General features: G+C 64.9%; 20 protein-coding genes. 7 read left to right on the top strand and 13 right to left on the bottom strand.

Going from position 1 to position 23,226, the window contains the following annotated elements; all coding sequences use genetic code 11:
- Window positions 1–180: 180 nt before the first annotated feature.
- Together ABIB80_RS33210 and ABIB80_RS33205 are read right to left on the bottom strand one after the other, a co-directional pair.
- Complete coding sequence (locus ABIB80_RS33210; RefSeq protein ID WP_007596531.1) at window positions 181–993, bottom strand: MBL fold metallo-hydrolase; 813 nt, start codon at window positions 991–993, stop codon at window positions 181–183.
- Window positions 990–1,361 (bottom strand): Crp/Fnr family transcriptional regulator, encoded by a 372-nt coding sequence (locus ABIB80_RS33205; protein WP_027520234.1) that lies wholly within the window; start codon window positions 1,359–1,361, stop codon window positions 990–992. The genes ABIB80_RS33210 and ABIB80_RS33205 overlap by 4 nt, the downstream gene beginning before the upstream one ends.
- A gap of 288 nt (window positions 1,362–1,649) precedes the next feature.
- On the opposite strand from ABIB80_RS33205, the gene ABIB80_RS33200 reads away from it, so the two are divergent.
- From ABIB80_RS33200 to ABIB80_RS33190, 3 genes are all read left to right on the top strand, one after another.
- Window positions 1,650–2,630: a hypothetical protein gene (locus ABIB80_RS33200; RefSeq protein ID WP_007596530.1), complete on the top strand. Its 981-nt coding sequence runs from the start codon at window positions 1,650–1,652 to the stop codon at window positions 2,628–2,630.
- Window positions 2,631–2,724: 94 nt separating this feature from the next.
- A complete protein-coding gene (locus ABIB80_RS33195; protein WP_007596529.1) occupies window positions 2,725–4,272 on the top strand; it encodes a hypothetical protein in 1,548 nt (515 codons plus the stop codon).
- Between the two features lie 28 nt (window positions 4,273–4,300).
- A complete protein-coding gene (locus ABIB80_RS33190) occupies window positions 4,301–4,465 on the top strand; it encodes a hypothetical protein (RefSeq protein WP_007596528.1) in 165 nt (54 codons plus the stop codon).
- A gap of 9 nt (window positions 4,466–4,474) precedes the next feature.
- Here the strand turns inward: ABIB80_RS33190 and ABIB80_RS33185 are convergent, their stop codons facing one another.
- The 3 genes from ABIB80_RS33185 to putA all read right to left on the bottom strand — a co-directional run bounded on the left by ABIB80_RS33185 (window position 4,475) and on the right by putA (window position 9,593).
- Window positions 4,475–5,122, bottom strand: coding sequence for a glutathione S-transferase family protein (locus ABIB80_RS33185; RefSeq protein ID WP_007596526.1), 648 nt, complete (start codon window positions 5,120–5,122; stop codon window positions 4,475–4,477).
- Between the two features lie 151 nt (window positions 5,123–5,273).
- Window positions 5,274–6,479, bottom strand: a complete 1,206-nt coding sequence (locus ABIB80_RS33180) for a CaiB/BaiF CoA transferase family protein (protein WP_007596524.1) — start codon at window positions 6,477–6,479, stop codon at window positions 5,274–5,276.
- Between the two features lie 114 nt (window positions 6,480–6,593).
- Complete coding sequence (gene putA, locus ABIB80_RS33175) at window positions 6,594–9,593, bottom strand: bifunctional proline dehydrogenase/L-glutamate gamma-semialdehyde dehydrogenase PutA (RefSeq protein WP_007596522.1); 3,000 nt, start codon at window positions 9,591–9,593, stop codon at window positions 6,594–6,596.
- A 114-nt stretch (window positions 9,594–9,707) separates the two neighbouring features.
- Between putA and ABIB80_RS33170 the strand changes: the two genes are divergently transcribed.
- Complete coding sequence (locus ABIB80_RS33170) at window positions 9,708–10,169, top strand: Lrp/AsnC ligand binding domain-containing protein (RefSeq protein WP_354129011.1); 462 nt, start codon at window positions 9,708–9,710, stop codon at window positions 10,167–10,169.
- A 170-nt stretch (window positions 10,170–10,339) separates the two neighbouring features.
- Here ABIB80_RS33170 and ABIB80_RS33165 read toward each other — a convergent pair whose 3' ends face one another.
- The 4 genes from ABIB80_RS33165 to ABIB80_RS33150 form a co-directional block, all read right to left on the bottom strand.
- Window positions 10,340–10,540, bottom strand: a complete 201-nt coding sequence (locus ABIB80_RS33165; RefSeq protein ID WP_007596519.1) for a cold-shock protein — start codon at window positions 10,538–10,540, stop codon at window positions 10,340–10,342.
- Window positions 10,541–10,748: 208 nt separating this feature from the next.
- On the bottom strand, window positions 10,749–11,057 hold the full coding sequence (gene sorB, locus ABIB80_RS33160; protein ID WP_007596518.1) for a SorB family sulfite dehydrogenase c-type cytochrome subunit: 309 nt from the start codon (window positions 11,055–11,057) through the stop codon (window positions 10,749–10,751).
- 11 nt (window positions 11,058–11,068) lie between these two features.
- Complete coding sequence (gene sorA, locus ABIB80_RS33155) at window positions 11,069–12,268, bottom strand: SorA family sulfite dehydrogenase catalytic subunit (protein WP_007596517.1); 1,200 nt, start codon at window positions 12,266–12,268, stop codon at window positions 11,069–11,071.
- A 328-nt stretch (window positions 12,269–12,596) separates the two neighbouring features.
- On the bottom strand, window positions 12,597–14,330 hold the full coding sequence (locus tag ABIB80_RS33150) for an adenylate/guanylate cyclase domain-containing protein (protein WP_354129010.1): 1,734 nt from the start codon (window positions 14,328–14,330) through the stop codon (window positions 12,597–12,599).
- A 334-nt stretch (window positions 14,331–14,664) separates the two neighbouring features.
- Between ABIB80_RS33150 and ABIB80_RS33145 the strand changes: the two genes are divergently transcribed.
- Window positions 14,665–16,293 carry a glycosyltransferase family 39 protein gene (locus ABIB80_RS33145; protein WP_007596509.1) on the top strand — a complete coding sequence of 543 codons (1,629 nt, stop codon included), beginning with the start codon at window positions 14,665–14,667 and terminating at the stop codon, window positions 16,291–16,293.
- Here ABIB80_RS33145 and ABIB80_RS33140 read toward each other — a convergent pair.
- The gene (locus ABIB80_RS33140) at window positions 16,202–17,230 is read right to left on the bottom strand and encodes a YcjF family protein (protein ID WP_007596507.1); all 1,029 of its coding nucleotides are present in this window, start codon (window positions 17,228–17,230) and stop codon (window positions 16,202–16,204) included. The two genes, ABIB80_RS33145 and ABIB80_RS33140, sit on opposite strands and share 92 nt — an antisense overlap.
- Window positions 17,227–18,696 carry a YcjX family GTP-binding protein gene (locus tag ABIB80_RS33135; RefSeq protein WP_007596506.1) on the bottom strand — a complete coding sequence of 490 codons (1,470 nt, stop codon included), beginning with the start codon at window positions 18,694–18,696 and terminating at the stop codon, window positions 17,227–17,229. Before ABIB80_RS33135 ends, ABIB80_RS33140 begins: the two co-directional genes overlap by 4 nt.
- A 184-nt stretch (window positions 18,697–18,880) precedes the next feature.
- Here ABIB80_RS33135 and trhA point away from each other — a divergent pair, with 184 nt between their 5' ends.
- Window positions 18,881–19,576, top strand: coding sequence for a PAQR family membrane homeostasis protein TrhA (gene trhA / locus ABIB80_RS33130; protein ID WP_007596505.1), 696 nt, complete (start codon window positions 18,881–18,883; stop codon window positions 19,574–19,576).
- A gap of 54 nt (window positions 19,577–19,630) precedes the next feature.
- Window positions 19,631–20,425 carry an SDR family oxidoreductase gene (locus tag ABIB80_RS33125; RefSeq protein ID WP_007596504.1) on the top strand — a complete coding sequence of 265 codons (795 nt, stop codon included), beginning with the start codon at window positions 19,631–19,633 and terminating at the stop codon, window positions 20,423–20,425.
- A gap of 173 nt (window positions 20,426–20,598) precedes the next feature.
- Here the strand turns inward: ABIB80_RS33125 and mdlC are convergent, their stop codons facing one another.
- Together mdlC and ABIB80_RS33115 are read right to left on the bottom strand one after the other, a co-directional pair.
- Complete coding sequence (gene mdlC, locus ABIB80_RS33120) at window positions 20,599–22,221, bottom strand: benzoylformate decarboxylase (protein ID WP_035995260.1); 1,623 nt, start codon at window positions 22,219–22,221, stop codon at window positions 20,599–20,601.
- 145 nt (window positions 22,222–22,366) lie between these two features.
- On the bottom strand, window positions 22,367–23,215 hold the full coding sequence (locus ABIB80_RS33115; protein WP_007596502.1) for an HTD2 family dehydratase: 849 nt from the start codon (window positions 23,213–23,215) through the stop codon (window positions 22,367–22,369).
- Between the last annotated feature and the right edge of the window lie 11 nt (window positions 23,216–23,226).

Below are 23,226 nucleotides of genomic sequence, written 5' to 3'. Positions count from 1 at the left end.
AGACCCGAAGACACTCGGCCATCGGCTATATCAGCCCGGTCGAGATGGAGCTAAAATCGGCTTGATCCATGTCCACTTTTTTGGGGGAAGATCAACTCTGGATTGCTTCGCTGTGCTCGCAATGACGATGTTGAAGCGCCGTGCTTCTTTCGCAAAGAGGCACACGCAGCCGCACGTCCCTTAATCGTCCAGCTTGTTCAGATCCCGCACCGACTGCATGATCGGCTCGAAGTTCGAGCGCGCATCCAGCGCTTCGAACAATTGTGCGGTGTCCTCCAGCAAGCCGTGCGACCGCGCAATGGCGATACGCACGTCTTCCTGTGGCGCGTCCGACAGCCGCCCGTGCCCGGACAGCAGGATCCTCGCGTTCAATCCCTTCAGCCGCTCCAGCGACTCGATGTAGTCGGCGATGCTGCCGGAGCCGAACACGCCGCCCATCACGCCGCCGGGCATGAGCGTATCGGCGGCGAACAATAGCCCCTTGTCCTGATCGAACAGCGTGATGCAGGCCGAGGTGTGTCCCGGCGTGTGCATCACGTTGAGACGGAAATTGCCGAGGTCGATCAGATTGCCTTCCTCGAGCCAGATGTCGATATTAACAGGCACGTTCGGCTCGTTGAACATCTTTCGCAGCATCGAGAAGTCGTCGCGCAGCATGATCTTGTTGGCGGCGAGGCGATGGGCGGCGACGAAGGTGCGGCGCTCGTTGAAGTGCCAGGCTGCGCCGATGTGGTCGAGATGCTCGTGGCTGAGCACCACCATGTCGATCTTCTCCGGCGGGCAGCCGACGAAGTTCAGGCATTCGACCATCGCCGCATAGTTCGAGGATAGCCCGGTATCGATCAGGATGGTTCGCGCCGAGCCGCGCACGAGATAGACGTTGGCGGCGCGATTGGAGAAACGGATCTGGTAGACGTCGTCCGCCGCCTGGATCAGCGAGCAGGTGTCGTTCTTCATCAGGACCGGAAAGGCCGTCGGCTTGCCGTCGCTCATGATTGGGCCGCCCGGTAGCTGACCGCGTTGGCGGCGCGCAGGCGCTTCGACAGCGCGTCCATCACCATCAGCGCAAACGCCGGCTGCTGGCTGACGAGATAGACGAAGCGGGCGTGGTTGACCCTCATCACCTTGGTGTTCGGCGCCGCCGCGATCGCGGTCGCCGAACGTGCGGAGCCGTCGATCACGGCCATCTCGCCGAAGAATTCGCCCTTGCCGAGTTTGATGATGCTGGTCTTGCTGGCGCCGCTGAATTTGGCGATCTCGACCTCCCCGTCGAGGACAACGTACAGCTCGCGGCCGGTCGAGCCCTCCTCGAAGATGATGTCATCGACGCCAAACTCGTTGATGCACTTCTCGATCGTCATGACACCCCCCAAGGGCCTACTGCAGCCGTTCTGGCTGACAGGCAGTCATGTTAGCGGGGTAACAGGGGCGGGCAACAGCCTGTTCGGCGAGAGCGTGGCCTACCGCAGGGCAGCATCGGCTGACAATTTGTTGCACAGCGCCACATCGGTTCCACTTTCCCGGCCCAATTCGGCCCCGGATGAATTCCTAAAATTTTGGTAAGCGGGTCCGCAGGTAAGGAATTCGCAAGCAATGAAAGTTACCAAAAGGTCAACCGAGACTGGAGTATTTGAGCCGTGAGCGAACCAATGCCCGAGCAGGCCGCCCAGGATACTGGCGTCGTCGAAGCCGCAGCGACCGTGCCGCAGGCCATCGAGGCTGCTGCCGGCATCGAGGCCCCCTCGATTGCCCCCGACCACGAGACGCCGCCCAAACCCGACCTGGCCAAGGTCGAGCCCCCAAAAATCGAGGCATCGAGGATCGAGACGCCGAAGTTCGAAGCCAAAGCCGAGACCAAGCCTGAAACCAAGTCCGAGCCAAAGCCCGGCAAGCTCATCGTCATGGCACCCGCGGAGCGGTCCTGGGACCGCGAGGAGTTCGCGCCGCATGTGAAAGCAGACGAGCCGCGCGAGACCGCCGGCAAGCGCCGCCTGTCGGCGATGGCCGCGGTGGTGGCGATTGCGGCCAGTGTCGGCGCCATCAGCGGCGCGCTCGCGACCGCAGGGATGATGCACTTCGCAAGCCCCGCGCCGGCACAGGTTGCCGACACCAGCGCGCTGGAATCCTCGGTCGCCCGGATCGATGCCGATGTCGTCGCGCTCAAGGCCAACGTCGAGCACACGTCCAAGACCGGCCTCGGCCAGTTCAACCGCACCAACGACCGCCTCGACAAGCTCGAGAAGGCGCAGGCCGAGCCGATGGCCAAAATCGCGAAACTGTCCGAGACCGTCGACAAGCTCCGCGCCACCCCGCCCGCGGCGCCCGCCCAGGCCGCAGCCGCCGTGCCGGCCCGTGAGACCACCGGCTCGATCGCACCGGCGCAGGTTGCGACCGCGGCAGCTGCGCCAGTTCCCGCCGCACCCAAGACCGAAATCGGCCGGCTGCCGACGGTCGAAGGCTGGGTGCTGCGCGACGTCTCCAACGGCGGCGCACTGGTCGAGGGTCGCAATGGCCTCTACGAGGTCTATGCCGGCGACCCCATCCCCGGCGTCGGCCGTGTCGATGCGATCCGCCGTCAGGACGGCCGCTGGGTGGTCGTCACCAGCAAAGGGCTGATCGTCGCGCGCTGAGCGGCTCATCATCCGACTTTCGAAGAGGCGCTTCACCACGATGTGAAGCGCCTTTTTGCTTGAATAGCCGTCCCTGCGCGGTGTTACCTGAGGCATGAGCCGCGCCTTGCGAATTCTCGTTGCCGCCGCCGTATTTTTCGGCGGCATCGTGTCGTTGTTGGCCGCGGAGAACGCGCAACTGGCGCGCGGCACGGCGATCACCGATCCCGATCTCCTGCGCGAGCTCGACCAGCACGATGCGCTCACCATCTCGCGCCTGTTGTGGCCGGAGCGGAACGCGAACTTTCCGCTGACGACCGATCTGATGTTTTCGTGGTTGTCGCAGCTCAAGGAAATTCGCCCCGCAATCGACACGGAGATCGACCGCTACATCGCGCGGCAGAAGGCGGCATATCCGACCGAGACCATCGGCGTCGGCGAGGGCTTCGACGTGCAATTGTTCGATCGCGCCAATCTGAAATCCCGCGACACCCGTTTCGTGCTGGCCGGCATCGTCAACCGCATGGACCGGGCCTATGTCTCGGAGGACTCCTGCGGCGAGATCAGGCTGATCTATCGTCTCGCGCGTTTCGAGACAAAACCGGATGGCGGCAGGACAGCCACGCGGCTGCCGATGACGCTCAATCTGGTGATGAAGGCGCGCGACGCGCGCCAGATGGACGGGAACGGCAAGCCGATCACCTGCGCCGAGGTCGCGCGACGCTGGCTCGGCAATGGCGACTGGCAGGGGCTGATCGGCAGCGACTTCTTCCCTTACGATGCGATGCTCGATCGCATCGAGACCAATGTTCAGATCTCGGTTGCGGCGAAATCGGCGCTGCACGATTTCCGCTCCGACTATCTGCTCAAGGTGTTCAAGTACGACGCCGTCTCGAAGATGTTCGAGGAATCGACGCTGGAGAACCAGATCGACCGTGACCGCATCCTCACGGACGACGCGCTCCGGCGCGACTTCAGGGATTGGCTGCTCGCGCCCGATCATCTTCGCGATTTCGATCGCGGCACGGTGCTGATCCCGGAGAAATTCCTGGCCAAGGCTGCAATCGTGCCGACGCCAGCCGGCCTCGATGCTTCTCCTTTGCAGCCGGAGTTCGGGATGATGCAGGGGGAGGGCAACGGAGAGGGGCAAGGCGAGCCGGTCTTCTCCGACAACGACGTGGTCGGTGCGTTGAAGCAAGCGGCCGCGCGCGGCGACATGCAGAACGTCCGCTCGGTCGCGGGCTTCCAGCGCCGCCTCAACGACGTCACCTGTGCCGGCTGCCACCAGACCCGCGGCATCGGCGGCTTTCATTTCCCGGGCGTCGATTGGCTTACGGACAAGCCGTCCAATGCGACCATCGTGCCGGCCTCGCCGCATTTTCTTGGCGACCAGATCCGCCGCCGCGACATCCTGACCGCGATGGCCGCGGGCAAACGTCCTGATTTCTCACGCGGATTTGCCAGCCGGCCGCAGACCCGCGGCAGCACTGAGCTGGCGGGGACCGAATATCAGGACGGCTGGGGCGCGCATTGTTCCCTGGAAAATGCAGGATCGGGATCGGCCGACAAGAGTTTTACGTCATGGAGCTGTGCTAAAGGGCTGACCTGTCAGGCTGCCGCGGCCTCGCGCCGCATCGGCATGTGCTTCATCAAGACGCGTTAGGCTGTCTCGAACCGGTTTGGATGACCCTATGACGGACTCCAGCGAAGCCAACAAAGAGCGCAATCGCGAGATTGCGCAGAATGAAGAGGCCAAGCAGGTCACCGGCAGCATCCGCGTCAGCACCTGGGCCGTCGCGGTCGTCGTCATCATCGGCGGAATCCTGTTCACGCTCGGCTGGCTCGCGCTGAAGTAGTCGGCGCACTCACTTCGCGTAGTTCGTCATGCGCTTGCCGGGCAGCAGCTCGTAGGCCGGCTTCCACCCGGGCAGTGCGGCCATGCGGCCAAGCCAGGCCTGGATGGCGGGATAGCTTTCCGCGAAATCGAAGCCGTGCTCGTCGCTCGGATAGTGCAGATAGGCCATCATCGAGATATCGGCGACGGTCGGCCTGATGCCGATCGCAAATTCATTGCGCTGGAGATGGCCGTCGAGAATGCCGAGAAAATCCTCGAGCCGCCTGCGAAAATGTTTCAGCACCTGCGGATCGTTGCTTTGCGTGAAGGCGCGCATGAAGCGATAGGTCGCCATGTAGCCGGTGAGCTTGTGGTTGTCCCAGAACAGCCAGCGCAGCAGCTCGAACTTTTCCTCCTCGGTCTCGGCACCGAAACGCCCGTACTGCTCGGCAAGCTTGAGCAGGAGGGGCGCAGTCTGCGTCATCTTCACACCGTCGACCTCGAGCACAGGAATTTCGCCCATCTCGTTCACGCTCTTGCGCCATTCCGGCGTGCGCGTGACGCCGCCGCCAAAGTCGGTCCAGACCGGCTCGAACCCCTCGCCGCAAAGCGTCAGCATCAGCGCCAGCTTGTAGCTGTTGCCGGATTCGGGGAAGTAGTGCAGGCGGTAGCTGGGCATGGGACCTCGCGATTGCTTTGCCAATTGTTATACCGCGATCTCCCGACGTCGTCATTGCGAGCGTAGCGAAGCAATCCAGCAATGCATCCGCGGCGGGATTCTGGATTGCTTTGCTGCGCTCGCAATGACGGGGTTATGGCAGCGTATCGCCTTACCCCACCGCCCCCTGCGACCGCAGCCGCTTGATCGCCGCCTCGTCGTATCCCGCGCCACGCAAAATCTCGTCACTGTGCTCGCCGACGCCGGGGGGCTTGCGCGGCTGCACTTTCTTGGCGCCGTCGATCCAGATCGGGCTGGAAATGGTGAGCATGGTGTCGTTCTCGAACGGCACCAGAACGTCGTTGTCGAGCATCTGCTTGTCGTTCGGGATGTCGTCCAAAATACCGACGATGCCGAACACGAGTCCGTTGCCGTCGAGGATCTTGCGCCATTCCGCGAGATCCCTGGTTGCAAAGGTCTCGTCGAAGATCTTGATCAGCTCGACGGAGCGGGCGTGGCGGTCGGGTTTGGTGGCGAAACGCGGATCGGTGATGAGGTCTTCGCGGCCAAGACACCTGGCCAGCGTCGGAAACTGCTTCTCCTCGCTCAGCAGCGACAGGATCAGCCAGCGGCCATCCTTGCACTGGTAGTGGTTGGCGACCGCGTTCAACGCGCGTTCGCGCGGCCGCCGCTCGGCAAACTTGGCGCCGCAGAGCTTTGCCTGCGCCAGCACGCTGGCAGCCCACACGCCGTTCGCCATCAAATTGGAGGCGACATGCGAGCCCTTGCCGGTCTTCTCGCGCTGGTACAGCGCGGTGACGATGGCGCCGTAGAACGCCATGGCGCAGGGATGGTCGCCCATGCCGGCGACCGAGCGGGCCGGTGTCGTGTCGGTGTCGGCGCGGACGAGGTCCATCAGGCCGGAGCGGGCCCAATAGGCGTTGCTGTCGAAGCCGGGCTTGTTGGCCTCTTCGCCCTTTTCGCCATAGCCGGTGAAGGAGGCGTAGATCAGCCGGTCGTTGAGATGGGCGAGGTGGTCATAGGTGATGCCGAGCTTGGCGCGCACCGGCGGCGGCATGTTGGTGATGAAGACGTCGGCCTCTTCCACCAGCTTGTAGAGCACGGCCTGCGCTTCCGGCTTGGCGAGGTCGAGCGCGATGCTCTTCTTGTTGCGGGCCTCCAGCAGCCAGGCGAAATTGTGCTCACTGGTCGGATATCCCGGAATGTTGGGCAGGTTGCGGTAGGGATCGCCTGCGCCGGGCGGTTCGATCTTGACCACATCGGCGCCGAAATCCGACAGCACGGTCGCGGCGGCTGGTGCTGCGATGAAGCTCGCGCAATCCAGCACCTTGAGCCCTGCAAAAATGCCATTTTCCATCGCCGCGTTGCTCCCTCGCTCGTGTTGTTTCCCGCGCGCTGGAATTGGCGAGGGCCACGTCAGGGGCAGCATTAGACCGATGTTTCGGCGGGATGCAACGCTCCTCGCCGCGGCTCACTCATCCCCTGCGAGCAGGGCAGCGTTGCCGCCGGCTGCTGCGGTGTTGATCGTCACGGTCTGCTCGGTCGCAAAGCGCGCGAGGTAGTGCGGGCCGCCGGCTTTCGGGCCGGTTCCGGACAGGCCGTTGCCGCCGAACGGCTGCACGCCGACGACAGCGCCGATCATGTTGCGATTGACGTAGATGTTGCCGATCTGGACGCGGTCGACGATCGCCTCGATGGTGTCGTCGATGCGGGAATGGATGCCGAGCGTCAGACCGTAGCCGGTGCGCTCGATGGCTTGCAGGACGCGTTCGAGATGTTCCGCACGATAGCGCGCAACGTGGAGGATCGGGCCGAACACCTCCGAGGTCAGCTGGCCGGCATCGCCAAGCTCGAAAATATGCGGCGCCACGAAGCAGCCCTCCGGCGCGGTGCCGGCAAAGTGCAGCCGTGCCTCTCTCTTCATCCGTGCGATATGTGCATCGAGGCGCTGCTTGGCCTCGCTATCGATCACCGGACCGATATGGGTCGCGACGTCGCTCGCGTCACCGATCTTCAACTCGCGCGCCGCGCCCGCGATCATCTCGATCATGCGGTCGGCGACGTCCTCCTGCACGAACAGCAGCCGCAGCGCCGAGCAGCGCTGGCCGGCGGAACGAAACGCCGAGGTGACGACATCGTCTGCGACCTGCTCGGGCAACGCAGTCGCATCCGCGATCATGGTGTTGATGCCGCCGGTCTCCGCGATCAGCGGCACGATCGGCCCGTCCTTGGCCGCCAGCGCCCGATTGATGCTGCGCGCGACCTCGGTCGAGCCGGTGAAGACGATTCCGGCGATACCGGGGTGCGCCGTCAGCGCGGCGCCGACGCGGCCGTCGCCGGCGACGAGATGCAGCGCGCTTGCGGGGATGCCGGCCTCGTGCAGCAGCCGCACCGCCTCGACCGCAATGCGCGGGGTCTGCTCTGCGGGCTTGGCCACCACGCTGTTGCCGGCCATCAGCGCCGCCGTGACCTGGCCGAGGAAGATCGCCAACGGAAAATTCCATGGCGAGATCGCCACGAAGACGCCACGGCCGCGCATGGCCAGCGCGTTGCTCTCGCCGGTCGGCCCCGGCATCGCCACATCGTTGCCGAACAGCTTGCGGCCCTGCGCGGCGTAATAGCGGCAGAAATCGGCGGCCTCGCGCAGCTCCGACAGCGCATCGTCGAGCGTCTTGCCGCCCTCGCGTTGCAGCAGCGCGATGAAATGGGGCGCGCGGTTCTCCAGAAGATGCGCGGCCTGCTCCAGCGCCGCCGCGCGCGTGGCTGCGGGTGTCCGGCTCCAGGCGGCAAAGCCGGCGCGCGCTGCAGCCACTGCCGCATTGGCCTGATCCGGCGTTGCGTTCGCGATCGGCTTGAGGTCGATCGTCTCGGCTTTGACATCCGTCAGCAACCGGTCGAGCGCGGCGCGCGCGCCGAATTCGACGCCGCGCGAATTCCGCCGCTCCGGCGCGAACAGATCGCGTGGCAGCGGAATTTTCGGATGGGCCGCCTGCTGCGGCCGGACGATGGCATCCGCCGGACGTTGCAACAGCGCCGTAACAGGCACGCGGTAGTCAGCCGCCTGCGCCACGAAGGAGGAGTTGGCACCGTTCTCCAACAGTCGCCGCACCAGATAAGCGAGCAGGTCGCGATGGCTGCCGACCGGGGCGTAGGTGCGGTAGGCGATCTCGGGGCGGTCCTTGGCGAGCTGCTCGTAGAGTGCCTCGCCCATGCCATGCAGGCGTTGGAATTCGAAGCCGCCGTTGGCGCCGGCAAGCTCCAGCACCGTCGCGACGCTCAGCGCGTTGTGGGTGGCGAATTGCGGGAAGATGCGCGGCCGCAGGCTCAACAGCTTTTGAGCACAGGCGACGTAGTTCAGATCCGTCATCGCCTTGCGCGTGAACACGGGATAGCCGTCGAGCCCGCGCTCCTGCGCGCGCTTGATCTCGGTGTCCCAATAGGCGCCCTTGACCAGCCGCACCATCAGCTTGCGGTCATGCGCGCGGGCGAGCGCGTCGACATAGTCGATCACGTCGCCGGCGCGCTTCTGATAGGCCTGGATCGCAAGGCCAAATCCGTCCCAACCCGCAAGCGAGGGATCGGCGAGCGTTGCCGCGATCACGTCGAGCGACAATTCCAGCCGGTCGGCTTCCTCGGCATCGACGGTGAAATTGAGGTCATGGGCCTTGGCGCGCTGCGCCAGGTCCAGCAGTTGCGGCACCAGCTCAGCCATCACGCGGTCGCGGCTGATCGCTTCGAAGCGCGGATGCAGCGCCGAGAGCTTGACGGAGATACCGGGCCGGTCGGGCAGGGGATGGTTGCCGGCCGCCTTGCCGATGGTCAGAATCGCGCTGGCATAGGCGTCGAAATAGCGCCTGGCATCAGTGGCCGTGCGAGCGCCTTCGCCGAGCATGTCGAAGGAATAGCGCGCCCTCTCGCCGGAGCGCGGCCGGGCCCGCTCCAGGGCCTGCGCGATGGTCTCCCCCAGCACGAAATGATTGCCCATCAGCCGCATCGCCTGACGCGTGGCGGTGCGCACGGCGGGTGCGCCCAGCCGCTTCACGAGACGGCCGATGGTGCCGTCGGGGGTCTCGCCGGGCTGGATCACCCGGGCCGACAGGCCGAGTGCCCAGGCCGAGGCGTTGACCAGGAAGGCGGTGGACTTGGTCTCGTGGTGGATGAAGTCGCCCTCGCCGAGCTTGTCCTCGATGAACTGGTCGGCAGTGCGCGCGTCCGGCACGCGCAGCAGCGCCTCGGCCAGCACCATCAAAGCAAGCCCCTCCTTGGTCGAGAGCGCGAACTCCCGCAGCATGTCCTCGACTCCACCGAGCCGGTCGTCGCGCTTGCGGATGGCTTCGATCAGCCGTGTCGCGGTGCGATCGATCCTCGCCTCCTGCGGCGGGCCGAGATGCGCAGACGGCAAAAGGCGCGCGGCGATATCGGCATCATCGGGCGCGTAGGCGGCGGAGAAGAGAGGCGGAATGTTCGGCATGGCGTGTCCTGTGGCTTCAATCCAGGATAATGCCCGCAATACCTTAGCTCGATAGACAATTTAGCTGATTTGGCTTAGGAAATGAAGCCTCATAGCCATTTGGCCTCATAAAGTATGGAATTAGATCGAACCGACCGGAAAATCCTCTCGATTTTGCAGCGGGACGGGCGAATCGCCAATGTCGAGCTCGCGGAACGCATCGGGCTATCGCCCACCTCGATCGGCGAACGGCTGAAGCGTTTGCAGCGAGAGGGCTTTATCGAGGGCTATGGCGCGCGGCTCAACCCGCACCGGCTCGGCCTCGGGCTCCTGGTGTTCGTCGAAGTGCTGCTCGACAAGACCACGCCCGACAATTTCGAGCGTTTTGCCCGCGCGGTGAAGCTCGCGCCCGAAGTGCTGGAGTGTCACATGGTTGCCGGCGGCTTCGACTATCTTGTGAAGGCGCGGCTGGCAGACATGACCGCGTATCGGCGCTTCCTCGGCGAGACCTTGCTGTCGATGCCCGGCGTGCGCGAAACGCGAACCTATGCGGTGATGGAAGAGATCAAGCGCGACGCACCGTTGCCGGTGGACTAACGAAGTGCCGTCGCGATTGTCATTGCTGTGGCGTCGAACGGGCGGTCTTCGCGGGACAAATAGTTCTCCGTGTGCAATCGCAACGCCTGTCGTCGAATGCACTGACCGTCTTCTGAAATTTCTTGGCCCCGCTCCCGGATCGATCCGGGAGTTAGCAACAGCCGGCGGGCTTATACTTTGAGGTTCTCTGCGGAGCTTTTGCCTCGGTTTGCGATCTCTTCATATTCCACCGTCTGTCCTTCGTTCAGGGACGACAGACCGGCTTTCTGCACTGCCGAGATATGCACGAACACATCCTTGCCGCCCGACGCAGGCTGGATAAATCCATAACCCTTCGTCGGGTTGAACCACTTGACCGTACCTTTAGCCATCACGACTTCTCCGCGGGTCTTCCTCCGAGATCTCGAACCGCCAGTCCCCGCCAACCGGCCGGTTCGGTCCTAATACGATACGCGGAATGTGGCTGGCTTGGTAGCTCAAACCACATCGGCATTTCGCCGAATTCCGCTCAACTTCGCAGCGTTTTTGCCGGATTTGCCCGTTTCGCGGTCACTTGGTCCGCGCGCCGCGCGCCATCCGTCAATAAGTCGCGGCCAGATAATCGACGATCTTGCCGACATCGGCATCGTCGATCGGGGCGCCATAGACCTTGATCATCTTGGTCACCTCGGCCTGCCAGAAAGCTTTCTTGTCCTTCATCGGCGGCTGCGTGTTGATGTAGTCGGCGGAGTGGCAGGCGCTGCAATTGCCCTGCACGACTTCGAGATTGGGGCCGGGCTTGAACGCCGCGACCTCATCGGGGGTCTTGTAATTGACCGGTGCCGCAAGTGCCGAACCCACCACGGCGGCGAGGGCGAGCGTGATGGCGAGGAAAACGGTGCGCTGCATGATCATTCCCCTCAAGCCACGGTGACGCGGACGGTTTCGACGACGTTGCGCAAGTAACCCGCCGGATTCCAGCGCGGCGTATCCGGCTGGGTTTCGCCGCCATTGCCGGTGGCGCGCACCTTGAGCTCGTGAGAGCCCGCCGCGAGCTTCACCGGCAGCGTCCATTCACGGAACGAGTATTTGCCAAGGTCCTTGCCGAGCTTGGCGTTGGTCCAGGTCTTGCCACCGTCGGTGGAGACCGCGACCTCCTTGATACCCTTGCCGCCGTCGAAGGCGATGCCGCGCAGCGTCGTGCCGCCTGCTTTCAGCTTGGCGCCGTCGGGGACGCTGGTGATGAAGGAACGGATCGTGAAGCGGTTGATCGGGATCGTCGCCTTCGGCGCGGTGCCCGGCTCGACCGCATTGTTCGGGGTGTCCGGAATGCGATAGGCCGACTTCATCCAGAAGCCGTCATAGACATTGTCGACGACGGTGATCTCGTTGAGGTGCTTGACCCAGTAGGTGCCGAAATAGCCGGGCACGATCAGGCGCAGCGGAAAGCCGTTGAGGAACGGCAGGTCTTCGCCGTTCATGCCATAGGCCAGCATCACCTCGCCGTCGCTGGCGTGATCGATATCGAGCGCCTTGACGAAATCGGGCGTCTTGTCGCTGACCGGACCGTCCATGCCGTTGAAGGTGACCTGCTTGGCGCCGCTCTGCACGCCCGCCATCGCCAGCACCGCCTTCAGCGGCACGCCGCGCCAGCGCGCATTGCCCATCGCGCCGTTGGCAAGCTGGCCGCCGGCCACGCGCGGATCCAGGAAGCCGCGGCTGTTGCCGGAGCACTGGTTGACGGCGACGATCTCGGTCGCCTTCATCTTCCGGATGTCCTTCAGCGACAGCTTGAGCGCCTTGTCGACCTTGCCCTTGACCTCGAGCGTGAACTTGTCGGGGTCGAGACTGTAGGGCAGGTCGGAAAGGTGATAGCGCACGAAGAACGCGTTATTCGGGGTGATCGGGCCGTCGTTGAAGACCGCGAACGGCGTCTCGAGCTGCGGCGGGCGGCTGGTCAGGCCGATCATCGGCCGCTTCTGCGGATATTTTACCAAGGGACGTTCGCCATTGGCGAAGGGCAGGGTGACGGTGTCGAGTGCCAGCGCCTTGGTCGGGTTCAGTGCAGTCACAGCAGCGGCAAGGCCCGCTCCTTTGAGCAGGTCGCGTCGATCGAACATGTGGTCTCCTCCCGGAGCTTTTCGTTGATCGCGGTCATCACCGCAATCTCGCGCTCATGTGTCGCAACGACTCAGTTGAAGTCAATTCGTGCTTTCGCAGCAGGCCCATGCCGTTGCGTTGCAGCAAGCCGGTGTTACGCCGCGATGTTTTTCGTTGGATAACTCGATCTCGACGCAGGCTCGGTGCACCTCGCCCGCTTGCGGGAGAGGTCGCGCCGAAGGCGCGGGTGAGGGTTCTCTCCTCTGGGGATTGTCCCTGTGCGGAGACACCCTCTCCCCAACCCTCTCCCGCAAGCGGGAGAGGGAGAGCACCGCCTTCGTAACTGCCTCACGCCGCGACGCGTTCGCCGTGGTCAACGAGCACCGACAGCTCCCTGGCGTCCGCGACGACGCGCACGGCCATGGGTTCGTCGCGGCCGCGGATCGCGACCTCCTGCTGCGGCAGCGCATCGTCGGCAAGGCCGGCGGTGCGGCGGACTTCCTCTGAGACGATCGCTTCGCAGGCCAGCGTCTTGGTCATGTCCTGGAGGCGGGCTGCGACGTTGACGGCATCGCCCAGCGCTGTGAAGACGATGTGATCGCGATAGCCGATGTCGCCGATGATGACTTCGCCGCCGTGGATGCCGATGCCGAAGCGGATCGGCTGGCGCAGATCATGGCTCAGGAGCTCGTTGAGCTCGTCGATTTGCCTGGCGATGCCGGCGGCGGCCTTCAGCGCCTGCCGGCAGGCCTCTTGCGGATCGGCGCTCAGTCCGAACAGTGCCAGCATGCCGTCGCCCACGAATTGGTTCGGCTGGCCGCCATTCTCGATCACGGCCTGCGAGACGGCGCCGAGAAAGCGGTTGACGATGAACACGGTGTCGAACGGCAGCCGCTTCTCGGCCAGCTGCGTCGAGCCGCGCATGTCCACGAACAGACTGACGAGATAGCGCTCCTGGCCGATTCTGGCGGGCGTTGAGGCCTGTGTGTTCGCCGACAGGGTATGCGCGGTGAAGAGCTGGAAGAAGGAGAGATCCGACGTCGGCCGCAGCTGGCAGGCGAGCCTGATCGAGGGGTCACTGGTGCCGACACGGGTGAGCACGAACGCCTCGCGCTGCGACGGCTCGGGCAGGGCGCCATGATCGCCGATGATGCGGATGCGGCAGGTCGAGCAGCGGGCGCGGCCGCCGCAGACGCTGGCATGCGGCACATTGTGGCGCAGGCTCGCTTCCAGCACGGAGAGGCCTTTTGGCACCCGCACTGTCTTGCCGTTGCCGTAGGACAGCGCGATCATGCCGCCGCGCCGTTCGCGCAGGGCGCGCACGCCGCGCGCCAGCAGCGCCAAAGCGAGCAGTCCGAGATAACCGGCGGTGAGGCCACCGGTGATGCGGTCGAGCGTCGCTGCCTCGGCCGTCGTGCCGACCTGGCTGCGCGTGAGATTGTGCGTCCGCCATTCCCCGTCGTCGGCCTCGACCTCGACGCTGCGGCCACCTTGGTAGACACCCAGCAGCGACAGCGTCGGGATCAGCACAGCAGCCGCGAGCAGATAGGGGGCCGCGCGCGTGAAGAACGGTTTGAGGCGAAGCCAGAAATAGATGCCGATGCAGCCGTGCACCCAGGCGATGAGAAGCAGGACCGTCATGGTCCAGATACGGTTCGACGCGACGAAGAACAGATAGAGTTCCTGCGGATAGAGTTTTTGGTGTCCGTAAAGCGTCTGGCCGAGCCGCACCCCGATCACATGCGCCATGACCAGCGCGGGGATGCTCAAGCCCAGCACGAGTTGCAGCGGCTCGACCGTCCGCCAGCGGAACTGCCGGCGCTGATACAACGCGTAGATGCCGAGCCCCATATGCGTGAGCGCCGCCGTGTAGAACGTGATCGCAACCGGCAGGAACTGCCAGAACAGCGTGTGGTAGTAGACCCCGATCTCCATGGCATCGACCGAGATGTTGCCGAGCGCATGGTTGAGGAAATGGCTGATGACATAGGCGAACAGGATCACGCCGCAAACCAGCCGCACCTGGCGCAAGCTGACGGCGCGGGAAAGCTCGGAAAATCGTGAGGATGCGATTGCGGCCATGATTCTGTTGTATCAGTTCATGAAGGAGAACAGCCAGCGCCGCGTTTAATTCCGGGGGTGGACAGCTTGCGGGATCACATCCGCGGTAGGGTGACGAAATCGTAGGGTGGGCAAAGGCGCCTTGGCGCCGTGCCCACCAATCGGCACTTATGGTGGGCACGTTGCGCTTTGCCCACCCTACGGTTTCCGCGTCGGGGCTGGGATCGCGACAGCGCAACAGGCCGATCCACCCCCAACATTGACTCCCCCTCCCAGGTTGGCGAAAAGCGCCGCCGTGACGACAGCTCCTGACATCACGAAGCCCCCCGCCGGCGCGGCGCGCCGGCCGCTCGTCATGGCCGCGGCGATCATCGCGGCGATGACGCTGCTGCGCATCGTCTACGCCTCGGCCATCGAGCTGCGCACGGACGAGGCCTATTACTGGACCTGGTCGCACGAGACGGCGCTCAGCTTCCTGGATCATCCCCCCGGCATCGCCTGGCTGATCCGGTTCGGCACCGCGATCTTCGGCGACACCACGCTCGGTGTGCGCTTCGGCGGCATCGTCGCCATGCTGGTGACGCAGCTCCTGCTCGCCGATATCGTCCGCCGCCTCACCCAGGACATGCGCGCCGTCGTGCTCGCGGTGCTGATGCTGGAGGCTGCGCTCTATTACGGCCTGCTGATGGCCAAGGTCGCGCCCGACGTCGCCATGATCCCGTTTGCGGTGGCGATGATGTGGTCCCTGGTGCGGCTTGCGCAGGGCGGCGATGGCCGCTGGTGGCTCGCGGCCGGCCTGTTCGCCGGGCTGGCGATGCTGTCGAAATTTACCGTGATCATGTTCGCGCCGGCCGTTGCCGCCTTTCTGCTGGTGCCGGATTGGCGCTGGCGCTGGCTGCGCAGCCCCTATCCGTATTCGGCGGTCCTGATCGCAATCGCCGTGTTCTCGCCCGTCCTGATCTGGAACGTGCAGCACGACTGGGCCGCGATCCGCTTCCAGGGCGTGCGCGCCACCACCAGCTACGGCATCTCGCTCCGCACCTTCGGCGACTACATCGGCCTGCAATTCGGATTGGTCGGCTTCGTCATGCTGCCGGTGGTGCTGACGGGGGTGGTGATGACGGCGTGGCGCGGCTATCGCACGCGCGAGCCGGTCGCGATTTTGCTGTCGACCGCGGTGCTGGTGCCGTTTCTCTATTTCCTGGCGAAATCCCTGACCCTCCGCGTCGGTGACACCTGGCCGATGTTCATGTGGCCGGTCGGTTTCGCCGCTGCCGCTATTAATCTCACCATGCTGTCGCGCGAAGGAAGATCGGCGCGGATGATCAGATCGGCGCAGTTCTGGGCCAGCACAGCCGTGGTCTCGGGCATCGCTTTCGTCGTGATCGTGTTCCTCTATTACATCGCCGCGCCCTGGAATTTGCTCGGCAAGATCGATCCGATCGGTGCCGAGTCCGGCTACGAGCAGGTTGCCGCGCGCGCACAGGCTGCATTGGACGAGACCGGCGCGACCTGGATCGCCACCACGGACTACCGCACCTATGCCATGATGCGCTGGCTGTTCAGGGGCCGTGTGCCCGTGATCGAAATCAACGAGCGCGGCCGCTTCCAGGATTTTCGCGATCCCGGCATGGATCGGATCAGAGGCCACGCCGGCATTTATGTTGGGCGCGAGCCAGACAACCGCTCGTCGCTGTGGGATTCGATCCCGGCCAAGCGCGAGCAACTCGGCCAGGTCGAGCGCCGCTGGCGCGGTCTCGTGATGGACAATTACGTGCTGGAGAAGCTCTCAGGCTGGACGCCGGAGCTGTCGCCGCCGACGAACTCGCCGCTGTTCCAGTGGCGCGTGCTGGCTTTCTTCTCCCCGCAAGCGTGGGACGGCAAACAGAACGCTACTCCTCCTCATCCTTCTTCCGCAGCAGATCCGTCGCGAGATCCGACAGCTTCGGCGGCGGCAGTGCCGCGAACGGCAGCGGCCGTGTGACGTCGATCGCGGCGAGGCCCAGCCGCGCCGTCAGCAATCCATTCAGCATGCCTTCGCCCAGCCGCTGCGATAGCTTCGCCGCGATGCCGTGGCCGAGCATCTGCTGCACCAGGCTGTCGCTCGCCGCCATGCCGCCGGTGATGGCGAGATGGGCGACGACGTGGCGGAGCAGGCGGATCATGCCGAGTGCGCCGGGACGGCCGCCGTAGAGAAAAGCGAGCTGGCGGATCAATCTCAGCGAGGCCACGAAGACGAACAACACGTCGATCAGCGCGCGGGGCGAAACCGCTGTCACGATCGAGACCTTTTGCGCGGCTGACGACACCAGCCGCCGCGCCTCAATGTCCAGCGGCGACATCAATTCGCGCTCGGCGAGCCGGATCATGTCGGCGCCGTCGATGATCTCGCCGGCATGGCTTTCCAGCGCGGCGCGGGCGCGCGCGAGCTGCGGGTTCTGGTGCGCGATCTTGAGCAGATCCTGCACGATGATACGGCTCTCCTTGCGGTCGTCGCTGGCAAGAACAGCGGCTGCACGCTGATGCAGCTTTTCGATCGTTGCCAACCGCGCCAGCCCGAACGCCTCGCGTCCGGTCACCACCGCGAGCGCAAGGGCGGTGACGGAGGCAAGCGCCAGTCCGACAAAGCCGAGGCTTTCGCTGCGCGCAAACAGATCCTCGATCAGACGGACGACGCCGAGCCCGACGCCGAGCAGAGTCAGCCCGGCGACGCCGGACCAGAACAGCGCGCCCCAGGGAAAGCCGCGTCGCGCCGGAAGCGACGATGCGATCGGCACCGGCAAGTTCGCCGGATCGGGCTCCGGCGTGATCTGGATGGTGGTGCGGCCGAGCCGGGTCGTCTCGTCGGCCTCGGTGACGACGACGCCGGGGTCGTCGAGCCGGAACGTCGCCGGCCGCCGTGGCTTCGATCGGTCGTTCATGACAACTTGTCTCCGATCAGGAACTGCAAGGCATGGTCGAGGCGGATGTGAGGCAGCGCCGGCTGGTCGGCCCCCTCGCGTTCGAGCTTTGGCGGACGGAAACGCAGAAAGCGAAAATCGCTCTTGCCGGCGGCCGCGGTCGAGAGCCCGCGGAATGCGTCGGTGCCGTTGAACAGGGGTTCGGGATCCAGCGGCAGATCGCCCGGAAAAGCCGCGACCTCGGTGTTGCCGTCGAAGAACTCGCCGCCGGCGCTTTCGCCCGCGGCCGGCGTTCCCAGGATCGACGGCAATTTGTCACGGCCATGCGCGACCTGCGCCTCGCGCGTGGCGCGGACGGCGGCGAGTGCGACGACGTCGATCTCCGCGCCGGTAGTTTCCGCGCGCGCAACCGCGCGGGTGACGGCGCGGCGCAACACGGCCTCGAGCCGGTCATGGCTGGAATGATGCAGGTGATCCGCCTTGGTCGCCGCGAACAGCACGCGGTCGATCCGCGGCCGAAACAGGCCGCTGAGGAACGTGCTGCGGCCGATGTTGAAGCAGTCGAGAATGCCCGCGAGTGCGGCTTCGAGATCGTGCAGCGCTTCGGGGCCGGCGTTGAACGCGGCGAGCGCATCGGCCAGCACGATCTGGCGATCGAGCCGGGCAAAATGATCACGGAAGAATGGCCGCACCACGACGTCCTTGTAGGCCTCATACCGCCGCACCATCATGGCCCATAGCGATCCCTCCGGCGCCTGACCGCCCGCGGGTACGTCGAGCGGCGCAAAGGTCAGCGCCGGTGTGTCGGCGAGATTGCCCGGCATCAGGAAGCGGCCGGGCGGCAGCAGGCTCATCGCAAACCGCTCGTCGCGGCAGCCTTGCAGATAGCCCCTGAAGAGCTTCGCGGCCGTCAGCGTCGCCTGTTCATCCTCGCGGGCTTCGGGCTTGAGCGTTGCGAGATGCGCGTGCCAGTCCGCGGCCAGATGCGCGCGGGGCGCCTCGCGTGACAGCGCAAGGCTTTCGGCTGACCATTGCTCAAAACTCTTCTGAAGCAGCGGCAGGTCGAGCAGCCACTCGCCGGGATAGTCGACGATGTCGAGCGTCAGCGTGCGGTCGGCGCCGTTCTGGCGCTGGTAGTCGATGACGAGCCTGAGCTCGCTGATGTCGACAGTCGAGCTCGGCCAGCGCCGCTCCTCGATCAGCGCGCGCAGATGGCTCTCATAGGCAAAGCGCGGCACCGCGTCGTCCGGCTGCGGCGCCAGATGCGCCCGGGCGATCCGCCCGGATGAATAGGCCTCGAACACCGGAAACCGCCCGCCACGGGTGAGGCCGTGGATCAGCGCGGTGATGAACACGGTCTTGCCGGCCCGCGACAGGCCGGTAACCCCCAATCGTACCGTCGGATTGAAGAAATGCTCGCCGTAGTCGATCAGCGCCCGAGCCGACAGGCGCGCCTCCTCGAGCATATCCTGGAAACTAAATGCCATATGAACGTTGGGAATCCCGGGCGGGGGCGGATACGCAAAAAGGACTAGTCACAAAAGTGGCAACTGCCTGAGGAAAATCAAGCTTCATACTTCCACCGTCTTTGTCGGCAAATCAGCCGTTTGAACGACGCGCCGATCCCGAAACACCCATACAAGAGGGTATTGTCTCACTTTGCGGATTGCCATGACCGTCTTCCAACTGAAACAGCTCGCATCCTCCTCCGTCCACGCAGCCGCCGACGCGATCGGCTGGCATTACGACCGCGCCGAGCTGATCGCCGACGGCGTGATCCACGCGATCGGCGTGCTCTGCGGCATCGTCGCCGCGACCGTGTTGGTGGTGCTGACGGTGCTCTATGCCGACCCAACCGACATCGTCGGGGTCTCGATCTACGTCGCCGGCCTGCTCTCGATGCTGGTGTTGTCGGCGACCTATAATCTGTGGCCGATCTCGCCGGCCAAATGGCTGTTGCGGCGATTCGACCATTCGGCGATCTACCTCCTGATCGCGGCGACCTACACGCCGTTCATCCTGGAGGTGAAGGACAGCGGCTTCGCGCTGGTGTTGCTCACCGGTGTCTGGTGTGTGGCGATCCTTGGCATCGTGCTGAAACTTCTCTATCCCGGCCGGTTCGACCGCGTCGCGGTCGGCATCTATCTCGCCATGGGCTGGAGCGGCATCATGCTCTACGATTCCGTGGTCAAGGCGCTGCCCGCGCTGGTGCTGGGCTTCATCCTTGCGGGCGGACTGCTCTACAGCTTCGGCGTGATCTTCCATGCCTGGCGGCGGCTGCGCTTCCAGAATGCGATCTGGCACGGCTTTGTCTTGGCCGGGGCGGCGTGCCATTATACCGCGGTGCTCGACCTCGTGTTGAGCTGAGCGCTCCGCGAAGCGGAATAAGCCAAAACGGTATAAGACAAGAGGAGACGTCGCATGCAGGTGACCGGCAAGGTCGTGGTCGTCACGGGCGGCGCCAACGGCATCGGCAAGGCGCTGTGCGAGGCGTTTCACAAGGCTGGTGCGGCCAAGGTCGTCGTCGCCGACATGGACGCGGACAACGCAAGGACCGTCGCTGCCACGGTGGATGGCGCCGCGTTCAAATGCGATGTCGCGCAGGAAAAGGATATTTCCCACGTCATCGAGGAGACCGAGCGGCAGTTCGGCCCGATCGAATTATTCTGCTCCAATGCCGGCATCGGCGGCGGTTTCGATCCGATGTCGGTCAATGCCGGCGGCGCCTCGGATGAGCCGTGGCAGCGCAGCTGGGCTATTCACGTCATGGCGCACGTCTATGCGGCGCGGCACCTGATCCCGCGCATGAAGGCGCGAGGCGGCGGCTATTTCCTCAACACGATCTCGGCAGCGGGCCTGCTGTCGCAGGTCGGCAGCCCGGCTTATTCCACCACCAAGCACGCCGCGGTCGGCTTTGCCGAAAATCTCGCGATCTCGCACAAGGCGCACAACATCCGCGTCTCGATCCTCTGCCCGCAGGGCGTCGACACCAACATGCTGCGTTCGATCCCCAAGGGCCCACAATCCGGCGACGGCGACCTCACGCCCGAGCAGGTCGCCGAGGACGTGCTCGCGGGCCTCGAGCAGGAGACGTTCTTGATCCTGCCGCACCCGCAGGTGCTCGGCTACATGCGCAAGAAGACCGAGAATTACGACCGCTGGATCGGCGGCATGGCCAAGATCCAGGCCAGGATGCGGGAAGATTTCGGGACGTAGGGAAGGCGGGCCCACAATTTCGGAGTCGTCCTGGCGAAAGCCAGGACCCATACCGCGAGGTCTACCGATCTTGCCGTAGTAGCAGTACCGAACGACAAGTCTTCGCCAAACTACTCCCTGGGGTAATGGGTCCTGGCTTTCGCCAGGACGACCACATGAAATGTAGTGCGCCGCTAATGCTTCTGCCCGTACAGCACCGGCACCGCCGAATCCACGATGACCTCCACGAGGCTGGTCCCTTCGAATGCCATTCCGCGCTTGAGCGCCTCGCCCAGTTCGGCTGCCTTGCTCACCCGCACCGCATGGCAACCCAGGCCCTCGGCGAGCCGGACGAAATCGATCCCCGGCAGTTCGAGTCCCGGCACGTTCCTCACCTGCATCACCTGGCTGAACGAGCGCATCGCGCCGTAGCCGGAATTGTTGATGACGACGATGGTGAGCGGCAGCTTGCGCTGCGCGGCGGTCCACAGCGCCTGGATCGAATACATCGCCGAGCCATCGCCGATCAGGCACACCGTGCGGCTCTTTGGTTTGCCGAGCGCCATGCCAACCGCGGCCGGCAGCGAGTAGCCGAGGCCGCCGCTTGCCATGGTGTAGAAACTGTCCTGGCCGCGCATCGGCATGAACTTTTGCATCGCCGGCCGGTGCGAGGGAATTTCCTCGACCAGCGACGCGCCGTCCGGCATCGCCTGCGACAGCGAATGCAGCAGGAATTCGACCGGCAGCGGATCGGCGGCCTGCGGGGCCGGTGGCAGCGTTCGCCCCTTCGGTGCGGCTCGCTGGCTCTCCGGCAGGAGGTCGAGCAGCATTGTGAGCGCCGGCTTCATCGTCGCGATGATGCTGGTTCCGACCGGCGTCACCGCTGCGGCATCCGGGTCGTCCGTGATCTGGAAGATCGTCGCGCCGCCGTCGAAGATCGCGGCGTGGCCTTCGACATGGAAGGTGAACACCGGCGCGCCGATCACGACGACGAGATCGTGCTCGCGCAGGGCGTCCGACAATTGCGCCGGCGAGGCATGCAGGAAGCCCGCGAACTGGGGATGGCGTTCCGGGAACGAGCAGCGCGCCGAAAACGGGCTGACCCAGACGCTGGCCCTGGCCTTCTCGGCGACGCGCACCATCAAATCGACCGCCCCCGCGCGATCGACGCCGGGGCCGACGACGAGGGCAGGGTGCTTGGCCGAACCGAGCGCGGTGACCAGCGCCTTCATCGCGTCAGCCTCGGGCGCTATCTCGCGGCTGACCTTGCGGGCTTCGATGGGAGCTGCGGCATGCGCCCAGTCGTCGACCGGGATCGATACGAAGGTGGGCCCGCATGGCGGCTGCATCGCGGTGTAATAGGCGCGCGCGATCGCGGCCGGCACGTCCTCGGGCCGCGCCGGCTCCACGCTGTACTTCACATAAGGCCGCGGGAATTCGGACGCACGCTCCGCATAAAGGAACGCCTGCAACGGGAGGATCGAGCGCGCCTGCTGGCCCGCGGTGATCACCAGCGGGGTCTGGTTGCGATGCGCGGTATAGATGTTGCCGAGTGCGTTGCCGACGCCGGCGGCCGAATGCAGATTGACGAAGCCGGCATTGCGTGTGGCCTGCGCGTAACCATCGGCCATGCCGACCGCGGAGGCCTCCTGAAGCGCCAGCACATAGTCGATGTCGTCGGGCCAGTCGCTCAGGAACGGCAGCTCGGTCGAGCCGGGGTTGCCGAAGACGCGTCTGATGCCGAAGGAGCGCAGCAGGTCGAGTGTCGCCTGCTTGACGGTGACGGATTTGCTGCCGCTCTTGCCGTTTTTGGACATGGTTTCCGTTCCCTGATGTTTATCGGCTATCAGCCCCACCGTCATTGCGAGGAGCCCTTGCGACGAAGCAATCCAGACTGTTACCGCCGAGGGACTCTGGATTGCTTCGCTACGCTCGCAATGACGAGGAGGAAGCAGCAGTGTATCACCACACCGCGGTCCCCTTCATCGTCGGCTGCCCCTCCGCGTTTGCCGTCCACAGCTCCATGCCCGCCTCGGTCTCATTGGCGTTGATGGAGAGCTCGCTGCCCTCGAACAGCGGCTGCACCCCGCGATAGATAAACTTCTTCGGCGGCTTGCCGCCGCGCAGCTTCGCGGCCATCTCGATGATGAACGTGGCCTGCAACGGCCCATGGAAGATCAGGCCCGGATAGCCCTCGACCTTGGTCACGTAGTCGCGGTCGTAATGGATGCGGTGGCCGTTGAAGGTCAGCGCGGAATACCGAAACAGCAGCACGGGATCCGACACATGCGTCTCGCGATGCTGCGCCTTGGGCGGCGGAGGCGGGGCCTTTGCCGTCGCGTACGTCGTCGTCATCTCGCGATAAACGATGTCCTGCCGCTCGCGGATGGCGATGCCGCGCGGCGAGGAGATGCTGTGCTCGACCGAGACGAAGCACAACGTGCCGGTCGAGCCTGATTTCACCTGCACGTCCGCAATGCGCGATGTCCGCGTCGATTCGTCGCCGACGCGCAGCGGCTGCAAAAATTCGATCTCGCCGCCGGCCCACATCCGGCGCGGCAGCGGCACCGGCGGCAGGAAGCCGCCGCGGGTGGGGTGGCCGTCGGGCCCGAGCATCGACATCGGAAACACCGGCTGCGCCAGGCACCAATGCACCGTGAACGGCGCCGCGTCGCCCGGCTTGGGCGCGCCGACCTCCTGGAACAGCGTCGCGCGCAGACCCTTGACGAGCTGCGCGGTGATGGTGTCGGTGGCCTCTTCGCTGCGGCCGATCCACTGCCTGAGATGGTCGATGTCGAGCTTCTCGGTCATGACGCCTCGCT

Source organism: Bradyrhizobium sp. i1.15.2 (assembly GCF_040548425.1).
Taxonomy (GTDB): domain Bacteria; phylum Pseudomonadota; class Alphaproteobacteria; order Rhizobiales; family Xanthobacteraceae; genus Bradyrhizobium; species Bradyrhizobium canariense.
The sequence above is the reverse complement of the archived record's forward strand: the minus strand, read 5'-3'. Positions and strand labels throughout refer to the sequence as shown.